Origin of the sequence: Nocardioides aestuarii, assembly GCF_039527245.1 — a bacterium.
Taxonomy (GTDB): Bacteria; Actinomycetota; Actinomycetes; order Propionibacteriales; family Nocardioidaceae; genus Nocardioides; species Nocardioides aestuarii.
Map to the genome: position 1 here is coordinate 546,775 of NZ_BAAAJT010000002.1, position 15,978 is coordinate 562,752.

Annotated in this window: 14 protein-coding genes and 2 tRNA genes; 7 read left to right on the plus strand and 9 right to left on the minus strand. The window is 72.0% G+C overall.

Annotated features, from left to right (window positions below):
* Window positions 1–11 precede the first annotated feature (11 nt).
* Entirely contained in the window at window positions 12–503 is a 492-nt protein-coding gene (locus ABD091_RS02780; protein WP_343915606.1) for a GNAT family N-acetyltransferase, read from the plus strand.
* Window positions 504–506: 3 nt separating this feature from the next.
* Here the strand turns inward: ABD091_RS02780 and ABD091_RS02785 are convergent, their stop codons facing one another.
* The 8 genes from ABD091_RS02785 to ABD091_RS02820 form a co-directional block, all read right to left on the minus strand.
* Entirely contained in the window at window positions 507–5,966 is a 5,460-nt protein-coding gene (locus ABD091_RS02785) for a PKD domain-containing protein (RefSeq protein WP_343915608.1), read from the minus strand.
* A 253-nt stretch (window positions 5,967–6,219) separates the two neighbouring features.
* Window positions 6,220–6,723, minus strand: a complete 504-nt coding sequence (locus ABD091_RS02790) for a MarR family winged helix-turn-helix transcriptional regulator (RefSeq protein WP_343915610.1) — start codon at window positions 6,721–6,723, stop codon at window positions 6,220–6,222.
* Window positions 6,724–6,781: 58 nt separating this feature from the next.
* A tRNA-Glu gene (locus tag ABD091_RS02795) sits at window positions 6,782–6,857 on the minus strand.
* Between the two features lie 106 nt (window positions 6,858–6,963).
* A tRNA-Gln gene (locus ABD091_RS02800) sits at window positions 6,964–7,035 on the minus strand.
* Window positions 7,036–7,090: 55 nt separating this feature from the next.
* A complete protein-coding gene (locus ABD091_RS02805) occupies window positions 7,091–8,089 on the minus strand; it encodes a CPBP family intramembrane glutamic endopeptidase (protein WP_343915611.1) in 999 nt (332 codons plus the stop codon).
* Window positions 8,086–9,567: a glutamate--tRNA ligase gene (gene gltX, locus ABD091_RS02810; RefSeq protein WP_343915612.1), complete on the minus strand. Its 1,482-nt coding sequence runs from the start codon at window positions 9,565–9,567 to the stop codon at window positions 8,086–8,088. The genes ABD091_RS02805 and gltX overlap by 4 nt, the downstream gene beginning before the upstream one ends.
* The gene (locus tag ABD091_RS02815) at window positions 9,564–10,385 is read right to left on the minus strand and encodes a fumarylacetoacetate hydrolase family protein (protein WP_343915613.1); all 822 of its coding nucleotides are present in this window, start codon (window positions 10,383–10,385) and stop codon (window positions 9,564–9,566) included. The genes gltX and ABD091_RS02815 overlap by 4 nt, the downstream gene beginning before the upstream one ends.
* 34 nt (window positions 10,386–10,419) lie before the next feature.
* Window positions 10,420–11,796 carry a pyridoxal phosphate-dependent decarboxylase family protein gene (locus tag ABD091_RS02820; RefSeq protein ID WP_343915614.1) on the minus strand — a complete coding sequence of 459 codons (1,377 nt, stop codon included), beginning with the start codon at window positions 11,794–11,796 and terminating at the stop codon, window positions 10,420–10,422.
* 25 nt (window positions 11,797–11,821) lie between these two features.
* On the opposite strand from ABD091_RS02820, the gene ABD091_RS02825 reads away from it, so the two are divergent.
* The 3 genes from ABD091_RS02825 to ABD091_RS02835 are packed head-to-tail and all read left to right on the plus strand — an operon-like array spanning window position 11,822 to window position 13,549.
* Window positions 11,822–12,637, plus strand: coding sequence for a 3-methyladenine DNA glycosylase (locus ABD091_RS02825; protein WP_343915615.1), 816 nt, complete (start codon window positions 11,822–11,824; stop codon window positions 12,635–12,637).
* A 32-nt stretch (window positions 12,638–12,669) separates the two neighbouring features.
* Window positions 12,670–12,942 carry a DUF2087 domain-containing protein gene (locus ABD091_RS02830; RefSeq protein WP_343915616.1) on the plus strand — a complete coding sequence of 91 codons (273 nt, stop codon included), beginning with the start codon at window positions 12,670–12,672 and terminating at the stop codon, window positions 12,940–12,942.
* Window positions 12,935–13,549 (plus strand): pentapeptide repeat-containing protein, encoded by a 615-nt coding sequence (locus ABD091_RS02835; protein ID WP_343915617.1) that lies wholly within the window; start codon window positions 12,935–12,937, stop codon window positions 13,547–13,549. The genes ABD091_RS02830 and ABD091_RS02835 overlap by 8 nt, the downstream gene beginning before the upstream one ends.
* Window position 13,550: 1 nt before the next feature.
* On the opposite strand, the gene ABD091_RS02840 is transcribed toward ABD091_RS02835, so the two are convergent.
* The gene (locus ABD091_RS02840) at window positions 13,551–14,108 is read right to left on the minus strand and encodes a TetR/AcrR family transcriptional regulator C-terminal domain-containing protein (protein WP_343915618.1); all 558 of its coding nucleotides are present in this window, start codon (window positions 14,106–14,108) and stop codon (window positions 13,551–13,553) included.
* Window positions 14,109–14,165: 57 nt separating this feature from the next.
* Between ABD091_RS02840 and ABD091_RS02845 the strand changes: the two genes are divergently transcribed.
* From ABD091_RS02845 to ABD091_RS02855, 3 genes are all read left to right on the plus strand, one after another.
* Entirely contained in the window at window positions 14,166–14,774 is a 609-nt protein-coding gene (locus ABD091_RS02845) for a biotin transporter BioY (protein WP_343915619.1), read from the plus strand.
* A complete protein-coding gene (locus tag ABD091_RS02850; protein WP_343915620.1) occupies window positions 14,771–15,460 on the plus strand; it encodes an energy-coupling factor ABC transporter ATP-binding protein in 690 nt (229 codons plus the stop codon). The genes ABD091_RS02845 and ABD091_RS02850 overlap by 4 nt, the downstream gene beginning before the upstream one ends.
* Window positions 15,457–15,978, plus strand: a 522-nt coding sequence (locus ABD091_RS02855; protein ID WP_343915621.1) for a CbiQ family ECF transporter T component, incomplete at its 3' end; no start/stop codon positions are given. The genes ABD091_RS02850 and ABD091_RS02855, both read left to right, overlap by 4 nt.

Consider the following 15,978-nt stretch of genomic DNA (forward strand, 5'->3'; position numbering starts at 1 on the left):
AGGGTGGCGGCGTGAACCGGACGGAGATCCATCGGGTCGGGGCCGACGACTGGCGGGAGTTCCGGGAGGTGCGGCTGGCCTCGTTGGCCGACGCCCCGGAGGCCTTCGGCTCGACGTACGCCGACTGGGTGGACGCCGCCGAGGAGCGCTGGCGGGCGCGGCTGACCGACGTGGCACTCACCCTGATCGCACGGCGCGACGGTCGCCCGGTCGGCGTGGTCAGCGGGTCGTCCGCACAGCTCGAGGGCGACGAGGCCGTCGAGCTGATCTCGATGTGGGTCTGCCCCACCGAGCGCGGCACCGGCCTGGCCGGGCGACTGATCGCCGCCGTGGTCGTGTGGGCCGAGGGTCGCGGGCTGCCGACCTTCCTGATGGTGCGGGTCGGCAACGCGGCGGCCATCGCGGCCTACGAGCGCGCGGGCTTCGTCTCGACCGGAGTGCCGGCCGACCACCCGGTCGACGGACCGCCGGAGCTGCGGATGGTGCTCGGGCGGTCGGGCTGAGGATCACCCGACGGTGACCTCGCTCGTGGCCGTCGCAGTCCTCCCCCAGTTGTCCGTGACCGTCAGGGTGACCGTGTAGGTGCCGGCGGCCGCGTAGGTGTAGGACCGCGCCGTGGTGCGGGTCGTCGTGGTCGACGTGCCGTCGCCCCAGTCGTAGACGTAGCTCCGGATCCCGCTGGCGTCGTCCGCCGTGCCGCTCGGGTCCGCGCTGCAGCGGAACCCGACGCACGAGGTGGCCAGTGACGCGGTCGGCGCCTCGTTGTCGGCCGGCTCCTCCGGGGTGGTCACCGTCTGCTCGACGGGCGTGCTGGCGCGACCCCATCGGTCGACCACCGTGAGCGTCAGGTCGTAGGTGCCGGCGACGTCGTAGACGTGCGACGTCTCCGCGGACGTCGTCGTGTCCTCCGTGCCGTCACCCCAGCTCCACACGTAGCGCCAGACGTCGTCCCCGGTCGCCGTGTCGGGATCGCTGCTGCCCGCCGCGCTCACCGCACAGGTCGTGAAGCTCGTGCAGCTGCTGGAGGCGAGCACCGCTGTCGGCGCGTTGTTGGTCTCCGGCTCGACGATCGTCACCACCTGCGTCTCCGACGCCGACCGGCCCCAGACGTCGGTGACGCCCAGCTCGACGGAGTAGGTGCCCGCGGCCGCATACGTGTGCGACGGGTTGGCCGACGAGCTCGTGCCACCGTCCCCGAAGTCCCAGGCGTAACGGATCGTGTCGCCCTCGGCATCGAGGGTCCCGTCGCTGCTCATCTGGCAGATCGTGAACGCCGCGCACGTCGCGACGAGCTCCACGTGCGGCGCCGTGTTGCCGACAGGCTCGCTGAGGACGACCTCCTGGGAGGTCGAGGCCGCGTTGCCCCAGCCGTCCGTGGTCGTGAGCACGATCGTGTAGGTGCCGCTCTCCTCGTAGGTGTGCGACGGGGAGGTGCTGGTGCTCGGAGCACTGCCGTCCCCCCAGTCCCACACGGAGGAGAAGGTGTCGCCCGGGTCCGGGTCGGCCGTGCCCTGGCTGCTGACCGCGCAGGTCAGACCGGTACAGCTGCGGATGAACGTCGGGACCGGGGCCTGGTTGCCCGTGGGCTCCTCGATCGACACGACCTGGGGCTCCGAGGTGGCCGCGAGCCCCCACTCGTCCTGCACGGTGAGCGTCACCTCGTAGTCACCCGGGGCGGTGTAGGTCTTGGTCGGCAGCGGTCCGCTGCCACTTCCCTGTCCGAAGCTCCACGAGTAGGAGAGAGAGCTGGTGTTCTCGTCGGTGGAGGAGCGCCCGTCGAACGTGCAGACGTTCTCCTCGCAGGCGTGGGTGAAGCTCGGCACCGGCGGGTCGTTGGGCGGCTGGGTGACCACGACGCCGGTGGCTGTGCGCGGCGGATCCATCACCTGGTCGTGCACGTCGACCGACCGCACGAGCACCGTGTAGGTGCCCGCGGGGATCACCGGCGTGGTGTAGGAGAAGTTGGAGCCCGCACTACCAGGGCTGTTGAGGAAGGCGTTGCGCCAGCTCGGGGTGGCGCTGGTGAACGTCCCGGAGGAGCTCATGGAGAGGCCCGCGGAGTTCACGACGCCGACCTGGACGGCCGCGATGCCCGCATAGGGGTCGTCCGCGTCATCGGCCCGGCCCGTGACCACGATCCTGCCGTCGTCGAACGTGGCGCCGTCCTGCGGCTGCCCGAGGAGCGGGTTCAGGCCCGGTAGCCCGTCGCCGGGGTAGACCTTGTAGCTCGCCGTGGCGGCGGTCGGGTCCTGCTGCCCCCGTGAGTCGAAGGCCACGGCCGCGAACCGCCAGTCGCCGCCGCTCGGCAGTGTGATGGGAGGCAGGGACCAGGTCAGGCTCGTCACGCTGTCGAGCACGAGGTCCGCCTCGCGGTAGGCCACGGCAGCACCCATCGAGCCGTTGGCCTGGAGGTAGCGGCCGGTGTCGCGGTCCTGCAGCGAGACCTGGACCGTGTCGAGACCGACGTCGTCCGCGGCCGTGCCGGACAGGTCGACCGTCAGCGACTGGTCGACGGGCGGGGTGAAGCTCATCGTCGTGCTGGGTGGGGCGTCGCCGGGATACTCGGCGCTGATGGTGAGCACCCCTCGGTCGCTCGAGGACGTCGTGAGGTCGTTGTCGTCGGTCGCGCGGACGGTGAAGTCGTAGGAGCCGGGAGTGAGCACGAACGGTGTCGTCCACGTCCACTCGTAGGAGTTGCCGGCGATGTTCACCGGTGACACGCGGTAGTTGCCCCGGGAGACGTCGGTCCCCCACGAGCCGTCGTTGCCGAGGTTCTCCCCCGTCGTCCGGTTCCGGAGGGTGACCTCCACGTCCTTGAGGCCCTCGTCGTCGGCCGCGGAACCTGCGAACGTCATCTGTCCACCGGGCTCCACCGTGACCGTCGGCACCGAGAACGGCGGGGTCATCTCGACCGGCTGGCTGATCGAGACGGTCGGCGGGACTGCGTTGGAGTCGATGGTCCAGTCGCGCGTGGCGCTGCGCAGGTCGGCCTGTCCGGCGGTGTCGACCGCCGTGGCGCTGCCCCGCCACTCGCCCTCGTGGGGGAGCACGACGTCGTAGGACCACGTCGTCGAGGTGCCGCCGATGACATCGGGTGTGCCACGGAAGGTGTGGTAGATGGCTCCCACCGTTCCGTCGTCCTGGAGGTAGCGGCCCTGCGCGTCCCGGAACCAGTAGGTCAGCGAGCTGACGCCGTTGTCGTCGTTGGCGCTGCCGCTCATGGTGAACGACGTGGAGGCGAGGATGCCCCGGGGCGCGGAGATGGACGTGGTCGGTGTCTGGTCGTCGGTACCGAACGACTCGAACTTCTTCGTCGCCCGCGTCGCGTCACCGGTGCCGCCCGTGGCGGCCGTGAAGGCCTGCGCGGTGACCAGCAGCTCACGGTTGTCGTCGACGACCCGGTCGTCGAGGTGCCAGCCGCGCGTGGTCGTCCCGGGCTCGAGGGTGGCATCGACCCAGGTGGTGGTCCCGGTCCACGCGTTGCCGGCGGTGAGGTACTGGCCGCTGTTGCGGTCGCGGACCTGGACCCGCACCCTCCCGACGCTCCCGGTGGCGACCTCGGCCGTGCCCGTCACGGAGAACGACTCACCGCTGGCGACGACGCGTCCCTCGATGGGAGTGGTGATGGTGGTGTCGGGCAGGGGATCGGGATGGGGCACCGTGTCGAAGTCGAAGAAGCCGACACGACCGGTCCGGACGCCGCCCTTGAACATGCCGTCGCCGCCGACGAAGAGACCCCGTGGTGTGGCCTCCATCGCCTTGTCACCCTCGAAGGAGTTCGATCCCCCGTTGGGGTTCCACTCCAGCGACTTGCCGTCGGTCGGGTCGAGCGCGGCGATGTGGTCGCGACGCACGACCTGGTCGCCCAGGCCGTAGCCCGATAGTCCCTGTCCGGTGCCGTAGCCGACGTTGTCGAGGCCGGGCCAGGGATCGTTGGACGTCGGCGACTCGACCCACTGGAAGTGGCCGCCGACGTAGATGGCGACCTCGGTGATCGCGACCGAGTAGATGCTGTCGAAGTGGCGCGAGATCCACAGCGGCTGCACGTCGTCGTCCTGCAGTGACGCGGCATCGAGCGGGTAGGCGACGACGGTGTCGCTGATCGGCGGGGCGTCACCACCTGAGCCGCTGGTGACCACGAAGTAGGAGTCGTCGGGTGCGATGTCGCCGCAGCAGATGCGCGTCACCCCGCCGACGCGGGCCAGGTTCTCGTCCCACAGCGTGCTGCGCCACGGCAGCAGCTCCTGGGTGGCGGTGTCGATGATGCCCATGCCCAGCCGGTCCTGGCCGTCGATCTGGCGGCCGGTGTGGATGACGAGAAGCTTGCTCTCGTCGTGGGTGAGCTTGAGCTGGGGGACGCCGAGCTGGCCGTTCACGCCGATGCCACCCGACAGCGAGTTGTCGAAGGACTGGTCCACCGCGCCACTCGTGGTGTCGACGGCCGCGACCCCGGTGCGGAGCACACCGTTGATGCGGCTGTAGCGACCACCGACGTAGAGGGTGCTGTCGGTCGCCGCGAGCGACTGCACCTGGTTGTTGGTGCTGCGCGAGAAGTCGAAGTCGCTCAGCGGAGCGCCGGTGGTCAGGTCGAGACTCGCCACCTTCTGCTTCGCGTCACCGTCGACGGTGTTGAACGAGCCGCCGACGAACAGCTTGGTGCCGTCGGGCGTGGCCTCGACGGCGGCGACCCCGCCGTTGAAGGTCGGCCGGAAGTCGGCGTCGACCAGCCCGGTGTCGAGGTCGTAGCTGGCCAGGCCCGCCTGGTCGTAGGTCGTGGTGTTCGTGGCAGTGTTGTTCTGGATCGAGGTGAAGCTGCCGGCGATGAAGACCCGGTTGAGCGACGGCACGACCTCGATGTCGTTGATCTCACCGTCGCCGATGCGCGGGGTGTCGGTCCGTGGCCGATCCGGCACCAACCGGTCGTGGCCCGGGGTCCCGCTGACCGGTGGCGTCACGGTCGGGTCGGCCGTCCGCTCCACCGGCGCCGAGTCCAGACCCTGGTCGTCGGTCACGACCAACGTGATCGTCATCGGACCGCCACTGGCGTAGGTGTGGCTCGTGGAGACCCCGGTGCCCGTCGAACCGTCGCCGAAGTCCCACGCGTAGGACGCGACGCTCCCCGGCGAGGTGTCGGAGGACCCGGACCCGTCGACCGTGCAGGTCGGTCCGGAGCAGCCCACGGTGAAGGACGCGACCGGCGCGACGTTCGGCTCCGGATCCGCGCGGGGCTGGAGCACCACCGACCACATCGTGGCCTTCCGGGACGCGACCACGCTCCTCGCGGTCCGAGCGCCACTGGCCCCGACGTCCTCCGGGACGGCAGAGTCCGAGGCGACCGAGCTGATGCGCCCGGATCCGCTGCCCGCGACGAGGCTGCGCCGCACCTGCCCGGCCGGAAGGGTCCAGCCGGTCGAGGTCGAGCCGGCCTTCTCCGCCCAGTAGGAGACGACGTGCGAGCCTGCCACGCCCACGTCGGCGCCGGGCGTCGTGTGTCGGGCGCGGCGTACGGTCTCCGCGAGCGCGCCGACGTCTCCGACCGGATCCGCGCCCGTGCCGGCGTAGGCCAGCAGTGTGATCGTCGCCGTGGTGCGCGCGGAGAACCGCACAGCCGCGCCGCTTCCCGCGTCGTCCCCCGTGGCGACACGGGAGTAGAGGGTCGTCCGGGTGTCGGTGCCCGACCGGCGGGTCCGCTCCCTCACCCAGCCCGCCGGCGGGGTCGCGATCGACACCCCTGCGGTGCCGCTCGTGACGAAGAGGAGCATGCCGTCGCCCTGGACCACGGAGCCGGGGACGGTGGCACGGACGGCGCGTCGGTTGCGTGCCCGCTGGTCCGCTCCCCGGAAGGCGATGGTGGAGGAGGCAGTCGCGGCTCGGAGGGCGCTCGTCGCGACGGCGTCGGCCGGTGGGGCGGTCAGCCCCGTGAGCACGGCCAGCAGGCCCGTCATCAGTGCCAGCGCGGCGCCCACGGCGACGCGTGATCGTGTCGGCAGGCCTGCGCCCCCGTCAAAACCCATCATGGCTGCTTCTCCCGGTTCGGGGTCCCACTCAGCAGGTCCGGTCGGACCGTCTCAGGTGCGCCGCTGGGCTGCGGCACGTGAACCAGACCTACCCGGCGGCACGCAACCATTGCGGGAGCGCAAGCGTTCTTTCCCCACATGTGATGACCCCAGCGTCGACACACCGACGGGCCACGGGGGGCACGACCCTCCCGGGGGAGGGTCAGCGGATCCAGGGAAGGATGGCGCCCGGCCGGGACCCCACCCTCGCCCACTCCTCGTCGTCGAGGACCGCCAGGAGCGCGGCCAGTCCCTGGGCCAGGCGCCGCTGATCGGCCGGGGCCATGCGGCCGACCACGTCGTCGAGCAGCTCGCGCCGGCGGTGCATCAGCGAGGTCACGAGGCTCTCGCCCTCGGGAGTCATCGAGAGGCTGACCTGCCGCCGGTCGCGCACGTCGTCGACACGGGTGACCAGGCCCGCCGCCACCAACCGGTCGCAGGTGCGGCTGGCGTTGGAGGGGTTCACCCCGAGCCCGTCCGCGATCGCACCGAGGTTGAGCGGTGCGTTGAGCTGGAGCATGACCAGGACCCGCAGCTGCGGCACCGTCACCGACACCTCGATGTCGGACAGGGTGCGGGCGATCACGCCGGTCAACAGCCGGGAGGTCGCCATCAACGCTTCGGTGGCCGCCTGCTGCTCGGCGCCTCCGAGCTGTTCGGAGCTCACCGAGAAAGCGTAGCGGGAACGACGAAGGCCCGGTCCTGGCGGACCGGGCCTCGTGGTGTGGTACCCCGTACGGGATTCGAACCCGTGCTTCCGGCGTGAGAGGCCAGCGTCCTGGGCCACTAGACGAACGGGGCGTGCACTGTGTTGCTCTGCTGGATTTCCAGCGGTCGAAACCCTAGCGAAGCCAGTCGTTCCAGACCAAATCCCGGGGCTCCTGCGGAGAGAAGCTCCGGGATCTCGCTGGGATACTAGGACTCGAACCTAGACTAACTGGACCAGAACCAGTCGTGCTGCCAATTACACCATATCCCAATGGTGGCAGGCCTTTTCCGGCCTGACCGGCGACCCCTGAGGGCCGAACGGAACCTTACACGCGGGTCTCGGGGGCGGCCAAAACGGCCGGGTCGGTCCGCGTCGCGAGGCCCATCCGACGGGCCACCCACCACGCGAGCCCGAGGTAGACCAGCGACTGCGTGAGCGTCACCGGCAGGTTCCACCAGCTGCCGCCGCTCGGGTTGAGCGCACTGGACATGTCGCCGAACGCCAGGGTGACGCCGAACGCGAGCCAGTTGTTGAGCACGTGCATCGCGATGCCGGCCTCGAGGCCGCCGGTGACGACGACGAGGGTGCCGGCGACCAGGCCGAAGGCGAACCGGTCGACGAAGATCGGGGCGTCCTGGGCGCCGTGGGCCAGCGCGAACAGCAGCGACGACAGCAGCACGGCGAAGGCGGGGTGACGGACCAGCCCCCCGAACGCCTGCAGCAGGTAGCCGCGGAAGGCGTACTCCTCGGCCGCCGCCTGCAGCGGCGTGAGCAGCAGGACCACGAGCGCGAAGTCGCGGATCGTCGGGGTCAGCTCGTTGACGTCGCCCGACATCGACGCCGACGCGTCCTGCGGGACCAGGGCCGAGACGACGACGGTCGCGAGGAGCGCGACCACCGAGAGCCCGAGACAGACGACGAGGAACTTCCAGCGCAGCCGCGGCGCGACCGACGACAGCCATCGCGGGCGCAGCCCGTGGAGGAGCCGCACGATGACCCAGGTGACGGGGATCAGCGCCGCCAGGGTGATGTTGAGGTAGGCCAGGCTCGCCGGCGACGGGTCGCCGAGGTCGACCAGACCGCCGACCTGGCTGCCGACGTCCTGACCGGTGACGGCGTACCAGAGGACGAACGGCACCAGCACGACGAAGGGCAGCACCAGCATCATCGCGATGCCGAGCACCAGCAGGCCGATCAGGGCCCGCCACCAGGCGCCGGACCAGCCACCGCGCAGGACCAGGTGGTAGGGCAGGCCCACGCGCTCCTCGCCGGGCCACCGGCCGTAGGGGTCGGTGGCGTAGGGGTCCTGGAGCGGCTGGGTCACGCGGGCTCCTCGACGAGCGCCCCGTCGAGGCGGGCGAGCGACCGGTCGCGGCCGAGCAGCTCCATCGACTCGAACAGCGGCGGCGAGATCTTCCGACCGGACACCGCGATCCGCACCGGGCCGAAGGCCAGCCGCGGCTTGAGGCCGAGCTCGTCCACGAGCGTCTGCCGCAGCACCGCCTCGATCTCGGCCGTCGACCAGTGCTCGATGGCGGCGAGGGCGTCGCGCGCGGCGCGTACGACGTCGCGGCCCGCGTCGTCGACGAGCTCCTGCCGCTCGAACGACTCCTCGTCGGCGAAGAGGAACCCGAGCATGGGAGCGGCCTCGGTGAGCTTGTTCATGCGCTCGGCGACCAGGGGCATCGCGAGCTCGAGGAGCTGCGCGTCGGCGTCGTGGACCGGGTCTCCGACGACGCCGGCCTCCTTGAGGTGCGGCAGCACCCGGTGGGTCAGCTCGTCGACGCTGAGCATCCGCATGTGGTCGGCGTTGATCGCCTCGGCCTTCTTGAGGTCGAAGCGCGCCGGGTTGGGGTTGACGTCGCTGATGTCGAACTTCTCGACCATCTCCTCGAGGGTGAAGACGTCACGGTCCGCGGCGATCGCCCAGCCCAGCAGCGCGAGGTAGTTGAGGACGCCTTCGGGCAGGAAGCCGGCGTCGCGGTACATGAACAGGTGCGCCTGCGGGTCGCGCTTGGAGAGCTTCTTGTTGCCCTCCCCCATCACCAGCGGCAGGTGGCCGAACTGCGGCACCTGCTGGGAGAACCCGAGGTCGACCAGCGCCTGGTGGAGCGGGATCTGGCGCGGCGTCGACGACAGCAGGTCCTCGCCGCGGAGCACGTGGGTGATCTGCATCAGGGCGTCGTCGACCGGGTTGACCAGCGTGTAGAGCGGGTCGCCGTTGGCGCGGCACAGCGCGAAGTCGGGCACGAACTCCGTCTCGAAGGTGACCTCGCCACGCACCAGGTCGTGCCAGGTGACGGCACCGTCCGGCATCCGGAACCGGACCACGCTGGAGCGGCCCTCGGCCTCGAACGCCGACCGCTGCTCGGCCGAGAGGTCGCGACAGAAACCGTCGTAACCCTGCACCTTCGAGCCCGCGGCCTTCCGGCGCGCGGTGACCTCGTCGGTGGTGCAGAAGCAGTCGTAGGTGTAGCTCGACGCGGCCAGCTTCTCCAGCACGTCGGCGTAGAGCTCGGTGCGCTCGGACTGCCGGTAGGGGGCATGGGGCCCCCCGACCTCCGGCCCCTCGTCCCAGTCGAGGCCGAGCCAGCGCATCGCGCCGAGCATGCCGTCGTAGGACTCCTCGGTGGAGCGCTCCTTGTCGGTGTCCTCGACACGGAAGACGAAGGTGCCGCCGTGGTGGCGGGCGAAGGCCCAGTTGTAGAGAGCGGCGCGGGCGAAGCCGACGTGGGGCGACCCGGTCGGCGAGGGGCAGAACCGGACCCGGACTGCGCCGCCGTTGCTGGTGGGGGTGGTCATCTCTTCTCCACTGTGTTCGTGAGGCTGCCGAGCTGGACGCCGTTGCCGGAGATCGAGATCTCCACCTCGTCGCCCACCTCCATCGGACCGACGCCCTCGGGGGTGCCGGTGAGGATCACGTCGCCGGGCAGCAGGGTCATCACGCTGCTGACGTGGGCGACGAGGGTCGGGATGTCGAAGATCAGGTCGCGCGTGGACCCGTCCTGGACCAGGTCACCGTTGAGCCAGGTCTGGACCCCGACGCCGTCGGCGAAGGACTGCGGGTCGACGTCGGTCTCGATCCAGGGACCGATCGGGCAGAAGGTGTCGAAGCCCTTGGCCCGCGTGAACTGGACGTCGCCGCGCTGGAGGTCGCGCGCGGTGACGTCGTTGGCGATCGTGTAGCCGTAGATCACGTCGGTCGCCTGGGCGGCGGGCACATCGCGACAGATGCGGCCGATGACCACGGCGAGCTCGCCCTCGTAGTGGAGGTCGCTGGTCTGCTTCGGGTACTTGATGGCCTCGCCCGGGCCGATGACGCTGGTGTTCGGCTTGAGGAACATCAGCGGCTCGTCGGGCAGGTCGTGGCCCAGCTCGGCGGCGTGCGCCGCGTAGTTGCGACCGATGCCGACGACCTTGCTGCGCGGCAGCACCGGCGCGAGCAGCCGGACGTCGGCCAGGCGGTGCTCCTCCTGGGTCGCCTTGACGCCGACGTACATCGGGTCGCCGGCCAGCGCGACGACCACGGCGTCGTCGTCGAGCTGCCCGTGCTCGTCGACCTCGCCCGTCACCACGCCGTACTGGGGGTCCTCACCGGTCGTGAACCTTGCGATACGCACGCCCCCGACCCTATCGAGGCGGGGGTCGATCGGCTCAGTCGACGGCGGCCTCGGCCAGCGCCGCGAGCGTGCGGTCGACGTCGGCGTCGGTCGTCGACCAGTTGCTGACCGCGATCCGCAGCACGGCCCGGTCGCGCCACGTGGACCCGGTCGTCCAGGCCGTCCCGTCGGCGAGCATGCGCTCGACGACGCGGCGGGTCCGGCCGTCGTCGCCGAAGGCGGCGCAGACCTGGGTGAAGACGACGTCGTTGAGCACCTCGGCCCCGTCGATCGTCCGGAGCCCGTCGCCGAAGCGCACCGCGTGGGCGACGAGCTGGTCGACGAGGTCGGCGACGCCACTCCGGCCCAGCGCGCGCAGCACCGCCCACACGGTCGCCGCCCGGTTGCGACGGCTCATCTCGGGCACCTTGTCGAGCGGGTCGCCGAGCACGTCCGGCAGCAGGTAGGGCGCGTGCAGCGTCATCGCCGCGCGCAGCGCGGCCGGGTCGCGCACGATCGCGAGCCCGCAGTCGTAGGGGACGTTGAGGGTCTTGTGGGCGTCGGTCGCCCACGAGTCGGCGGCGTCGTAGCCCGCCACGAGGTGGCGGAGACGCGGTGAGGCACCGGCGAAGAGCCCGAAGGCACCGTCCACGTGGACCCAGGCGCCGTGCTGGTGGGCGACCTCGATCGCCTCGTCGAACGGGTCGAAGGCGCCGGAGTGGACGTTGCCGGCCTGGAGCGCGACGACCGTCGGACGGTCGTCCGGCCGCGCGAACGCGTCGCGCAGGGCGTCGACCCGCAGCCGGCCCTGGTCGTCCGCCGCGACCGGCTCGGGCGCACCCAGTCCGAGGTAGCGCAGGACCAGGTCGACGGAGTCGTGCCGTTCCTCGCCCACCAGGACCCGGACGCCCGGCGAGCCCACCAGGCCCCGCGTCGCGACGTCCCAGCCCGCCTGGCGCAGCACCGTGTCGCGACCCGCGGCGAGGCAGGTGAAGTTGGCCATCGTCCCGCCGGTCACGAAGCCGACCGAGCTCCCGGCCGGCAGGCCGAGCAGGTCGAGCACCCACGCCTCGGCGAGGTCCTCCACCGCCATCGCCGCGGGGGTGACGGAGCGCAGCCCGGCGTTCTGGTCCCACGCGGCGGTCAGCCAGTCGGTCGCGAGGGCGGCGGGGTGCGTGCCGCCCATGACGAACCCGAAGAACCGCCCCGACGGGATGGCCGTCAGCCCTGGCTCGCTCGCAGCCGCGAGCAGGTCGACGACCGCGGCCGCGTCGGTGGGACCGTCGGGGAGGTCGCGACCGAGGCCCTCGGCGACCTCGGCCGCGGTGGCGCGCGGCGGGACGGCGCGGTCCTCCAGCGACGCCAACCAGCGGAGCGCGTGCGCGTGGGCACGGGACAGCGGCTCGGCCGCGACCGGGACTTCGTCGCTCACCAGGTCATCGTCCTACCCTCGGGGGGTGTCCGTCGAGAGTGCCGTAGACCGCGATCGTGCGGCCGCGCACCGCGAGCGGCTCGCGCCGTACGTCGAGCCGCACCTCGCCCGCCGCGCCCGCGGCGAGAAGCACCCCGTCCACGACTTCATGTTCGGCTACTACTCCCAGCGGCCCGCGCAGCTGCTGCGGTGGTCGGCAGGCTTCCCGGAGTCGGCGTCGCTCGACGAGGTCCGCGAGCGGCGCCCGCTGATCGAGACGACCCGGCGGCTCCTCGCAGCGACCGCCTCCCGCCCCGCCCACACCGGCTGCTTCGGTCTCCACGAGTGGGCGATGGTCTACCGCTCGGCGGCCCACGGCACGCGGCACCCGCAGCGGCTGCGGCTCGGGGACACCGCGACCGACGAGGTCGTCGAGTCCCACCGGATCACCTGCTCCCACTTCGACGCCTTCCGGTTCTTCACGCCGGACGCCCGTCCGCGCAACACGCTGCAGCCGGGACGCGACGACCGGCCCGACTTCGAGCAGCCCGGGTGCCTCCACGCGGGGATGGATCTCTACAAGCACGCCTTCCGCCTCAGTCCGTTGGTCCTCTCCGACCTCGTGGCGGACGCCTTCGAGCTCGCGTGGGAGATCAGGGTGCTCGACATGCGCGCAGCGCCCTACGACATGAGCGGCGTCATGCTCGACCCGACCGGCGAGGAATGGACGCCGGTGCGGATCGAGACGGCCGACGGCAAGCGGGAGTACGCCGCCGCGCAGGCCGGCTTCGCCGAGCGCGGCGCGCCGGTCCGGGCTGCGCTCATCGCGGAGTGCGACCGGCTGCTGGCAGAACTCGGATGAGTCGTGACGGCGGCTGTGGCTAGCGTGACGGCATGACCGACAGCGACCGGGTGCTGCGCGCCTTCCTGACCGACGACGGCCGCCTCCACACCATCCCGTCCAAGCACGCGAAGCTCCTGGTCGTGCTCGACCACCTCGCCCAGCGCTTCGAGCCGGGGCGGGTCTATCCCGAGGCCGAGGTCAACGACGTCCTCAACGAGGTCCACCCCGACCACGCGGCGCTGCGCCGCTATCTCGTCGAGAACCAGTACCTGACCCGCGAGGACGGCCACTACTGGCGCAGCGGCGGGACCTTCGATGTCTGAGCTCTTCCCCGATCCCGTCGAGGGGCGCGACTTCCGCGGCGACGACTGGTATGCCGACGACCTCGGCGCAGCGCGCTTCGCGGACTGCACGTTCACCGACGTCGACCTCTCCGAGGCCACGACCAAGGGAGCCGTCTTCGAGGGGTGCACGTTCGCCGGCGTCAGGTTCAACGCCTCCACCCACGTCTCGACGTCGTTCGTCGCCAGCACCTTCCGGCGCTGCAACTTCTTCGACGCGACGCTCGAGGGCTGCAAGCTCAGCGGTGCGGTGTTCGCCGAGTGCACGATGCGGCCGATCCGCGTGGTCGGCGGCCAGTGGGGCGGCGTGACCGCCCGCGGTGCCGCCTGGACCAACGTCGACCTGTCCGACCTCGACCTGCGCGAGGCCGACCTGTCGATGGCCGACCTCACGGGTGCTGTGCTGCGCGGCGCCCGCCTCGACGGCGCCACGCTGCGCGACACGGTCCTGCACCGCGCCGACCTCCGCGGCGCATCGCTGGACCGGGTCGACCTCTCGGCCGCCCGGCTGCGGGACACACGCCTCGACCTCCAGGGCGCGGTGATGCTCGCCGAGCTCCACGGGGCCGACGTCGACGCGACCCTCTGAGCTAGACCCGGGCGCGCAGCCCGGCCAGCACGAGGTCGACGCCGGTCGTCACCTCGGCCGTGAAGTCACGGTCGAGGTCGTCGGCCTCGAGCGCCCCGGCCGACCCGGCCTGGCGCCGCAGCTGCTCGTCGGTCGCGTGGCCGAGCACGAGGTGGACCAGCGTCGTGGCTGCGGCCCCGGCGAGCTCGTCGCCGAGTCCACCCTCGCCCAGCACGTCCACCAGCGCGGCGTACGGCGCCAGGCCGCCGAGCCCGAAGGCGCGGGCGGTGGCCACGACCTCGGCACCGTCGCGCCACGCGAGGCACGCGTCGCGCAGCGACAGGCACACGACGCGCGCCCGGTCGTCCCACTCCCCCGGCGGCACCGGGCGGCCGCCCCGCGCGAGCAGCTCGTCGGCGACGGCGGCCAGCAGGGCCTGCTTGTTCGCGAAGTGGTGGTAGAGCGCGCTCGGCTGGACCCCCAGCTCGGTGCCCAGCCGACGCATCGTCAGGTCGGCCAGTCCGTAGTCGTCGAGCACCCGGAGCGCGCGGTCGACGACGTCCTCGCGGCGGTAGCGCATGGGCCTACGCTAACCTGAACGCCGTTCAGTTCAAGGATCACGAAGGACGACACCCCCATGGCCAGCTCCCGCCGCACCTCGACCGACCTCGCCCTGATCGCTGCCTTCGCGGCCCTCATCGCGGTCTGCGCGCTCCTGCCCACCATCGAGGTCGGCGTCGTCGACATCACGCTGCAGACCTTCGCGGTCCTGCTGTGCGGTGCCGCCCTCGGAGCGCGCCGAGGGTTCCTTGCCGCCCTGCTCTACGTCGTCGTGGGCGCGGCCGGGCTGCCCGTGTTCTCCGGCGGGGCGGCGGGCCTGGGGGTGCTCACCGGCCCGTCCGGCGGCTACCTGATCGGCTTCCCGCTCGCCGCAGGCCTCTGCGGGCTCATCGTCGAGCGGCTGCCGCGCCACCAGGTGGCGACCAGCGTCCCGCTCATCTTCGTCGCCGGCCTGGTCGGCAGCTTCGCCTTCATCCACCCGCTCGGGATCGCCGGCCTGGTGCTGCGCGCGGACCTCACGTGGGGCGAGGCCTTCCGGCTCGACCTCACCTTCTGGCTCGGCGACGCCGTCAAGAACCTCGGCATGGCCATCGTGGCGACCGCCGTCCACCGCGCCTTCCCCGACCTGCTCCCCCGCCGGGCGCCCGCCGCGCCCGCGGCTGCGCCCGCCCGCGAGTCTGCGTGAGCCGCGTCGAGCTGCACGACGTCACGGTCCGGCTGCCCACGGTCGACGGCGACGTCCCGGTCCTCGAGGCCACCACCCTGGACCTCACCGAGCAGCGCATCGCCCTGATCGGGCCCAACGGGTCGGGCAAGTCGACGCTCGCGCGGCTGGTCAACGGACTGGTGGCGGCCACGACGGGGCGCGTCGTGGTCGACGGGCTCGACGTGGCACGCGACGGTGCCGCCGTGCGCCGGCGGGTCGGCTTCTGCTTCACCGACCCCGCCGCCCAGCTGGTGATGCCGACCGTCATCGAGGACGTGGCCCTGTCGCTGCGCAGGCACGTGCGCGACAAGGCCGAGCGGCGCCGAGCGGCGCTCGACGTCCTCGAGAGCCACGGCCTCGCCGCGCTGGCCGACCGTAGCGTCCACTCGCTCTCCGGGGGTCAGCGCCAGCTGCTGGCCCTCGCCGGAGTCCTGGCCACCGGGCCGTCGGTCCTGGTCGCCGACGAGCCGACGACGCTGCTCGACCTCCGCAACACCCGGACCGTCGCCGACCTGCTGTTCTCGCTGACCCAGCAGCTGCTCCTCGTCACCCACGACCTCGAGCTCGCGCTGCGCTGCGAGCGTGCCCTGCTGGTCGACGGGGGCCGGGTGGTCGCCGACGGCAGCCCCGACGACGTCGTCGCCCACTACCGGGAGCGGGCGTGAGCCTCCTCGGCCTCTACCGGCCGGGCACGACCTGGCTCCACCGGCTGCCGGCCTCGGCCAAGCTGTGGGCCCTCCTCGTGAGCAGCCTGGTGGTCGTCGCCGTGCGCGGTCCGACCACCGCCCTCGCCTTCCTGGCCGTCGCGGTCGTGGTCGCCGCATCGTCGCGCGCCGGCCTGCGCCTGCTGTTCCGGCAGCTGCGCACGCTGCTGCTCATGGCCGCCCTGCTGGCGGCCTACACCACGTGGGCGCGCGGCTGGGAGCGGGCGACCGAGGTCGCGGCCGACCTGGTCACGTTGTTGCTGCTCGCGACCGTGCTGACGGTGACCACACCGGTCGACGAGGTCCTCGACGCGATCCAGCGTGGTCTCGAGCCCTTCCGTCGGTGGGGTGTCGAGCCCGAGCGCGTGGGCCTGGCCTTCGCCCTCATGGTCAGGGCGGTGCCGACCACCCTGGACCTCGCGCGCCAGACCCGGGACGCCGCGCGGGCGCGCGGGCTCGAGAGGAGCCCGCGCGCCCGG

What these genes read in the sequence shown, in the direction of transcription:
- gltX (WP_343915612.1), bottom strand. Translation starts at nt 9,567, where the DNA reads ATGACCACCCCCACCAGCAACGGCGGCGCAGTCCGGGTCCGGTTCTGC.
- ABD091_RS02830 (WP_343915616.1), top strand. Translation starts at nt 12,670, where the DNA reads ATGACCGACAGCGACCGGGTGCTGCGCGCCTTCCTGACCGACGACGGC.
- ABD091_RS02845 (WP_343915619.1), top strand. Translation starts at nt 14,166, where the DNA reads ATGGCCAGCTCCCGCCGCACCTCGACCGACCTCGCCCTGATCGCTGCC.
- ABD091_RS02840 (WP_343915618.1), bottom strand. Translation starts at nt 14,108, where the DNA reads ATGCGCTACCGCCGCGAGGACGTCGTCGACCGCGCGCTCCGGGTGCTC.
- ABD091_RS02835 (WP_343915617.1), top strand. Translation starts at nt 12,935, where the DNA reads ATGTCTGAGCTCTTCCCCGATCCCGTCGAGGGGCGCGACTTCCGCGGC.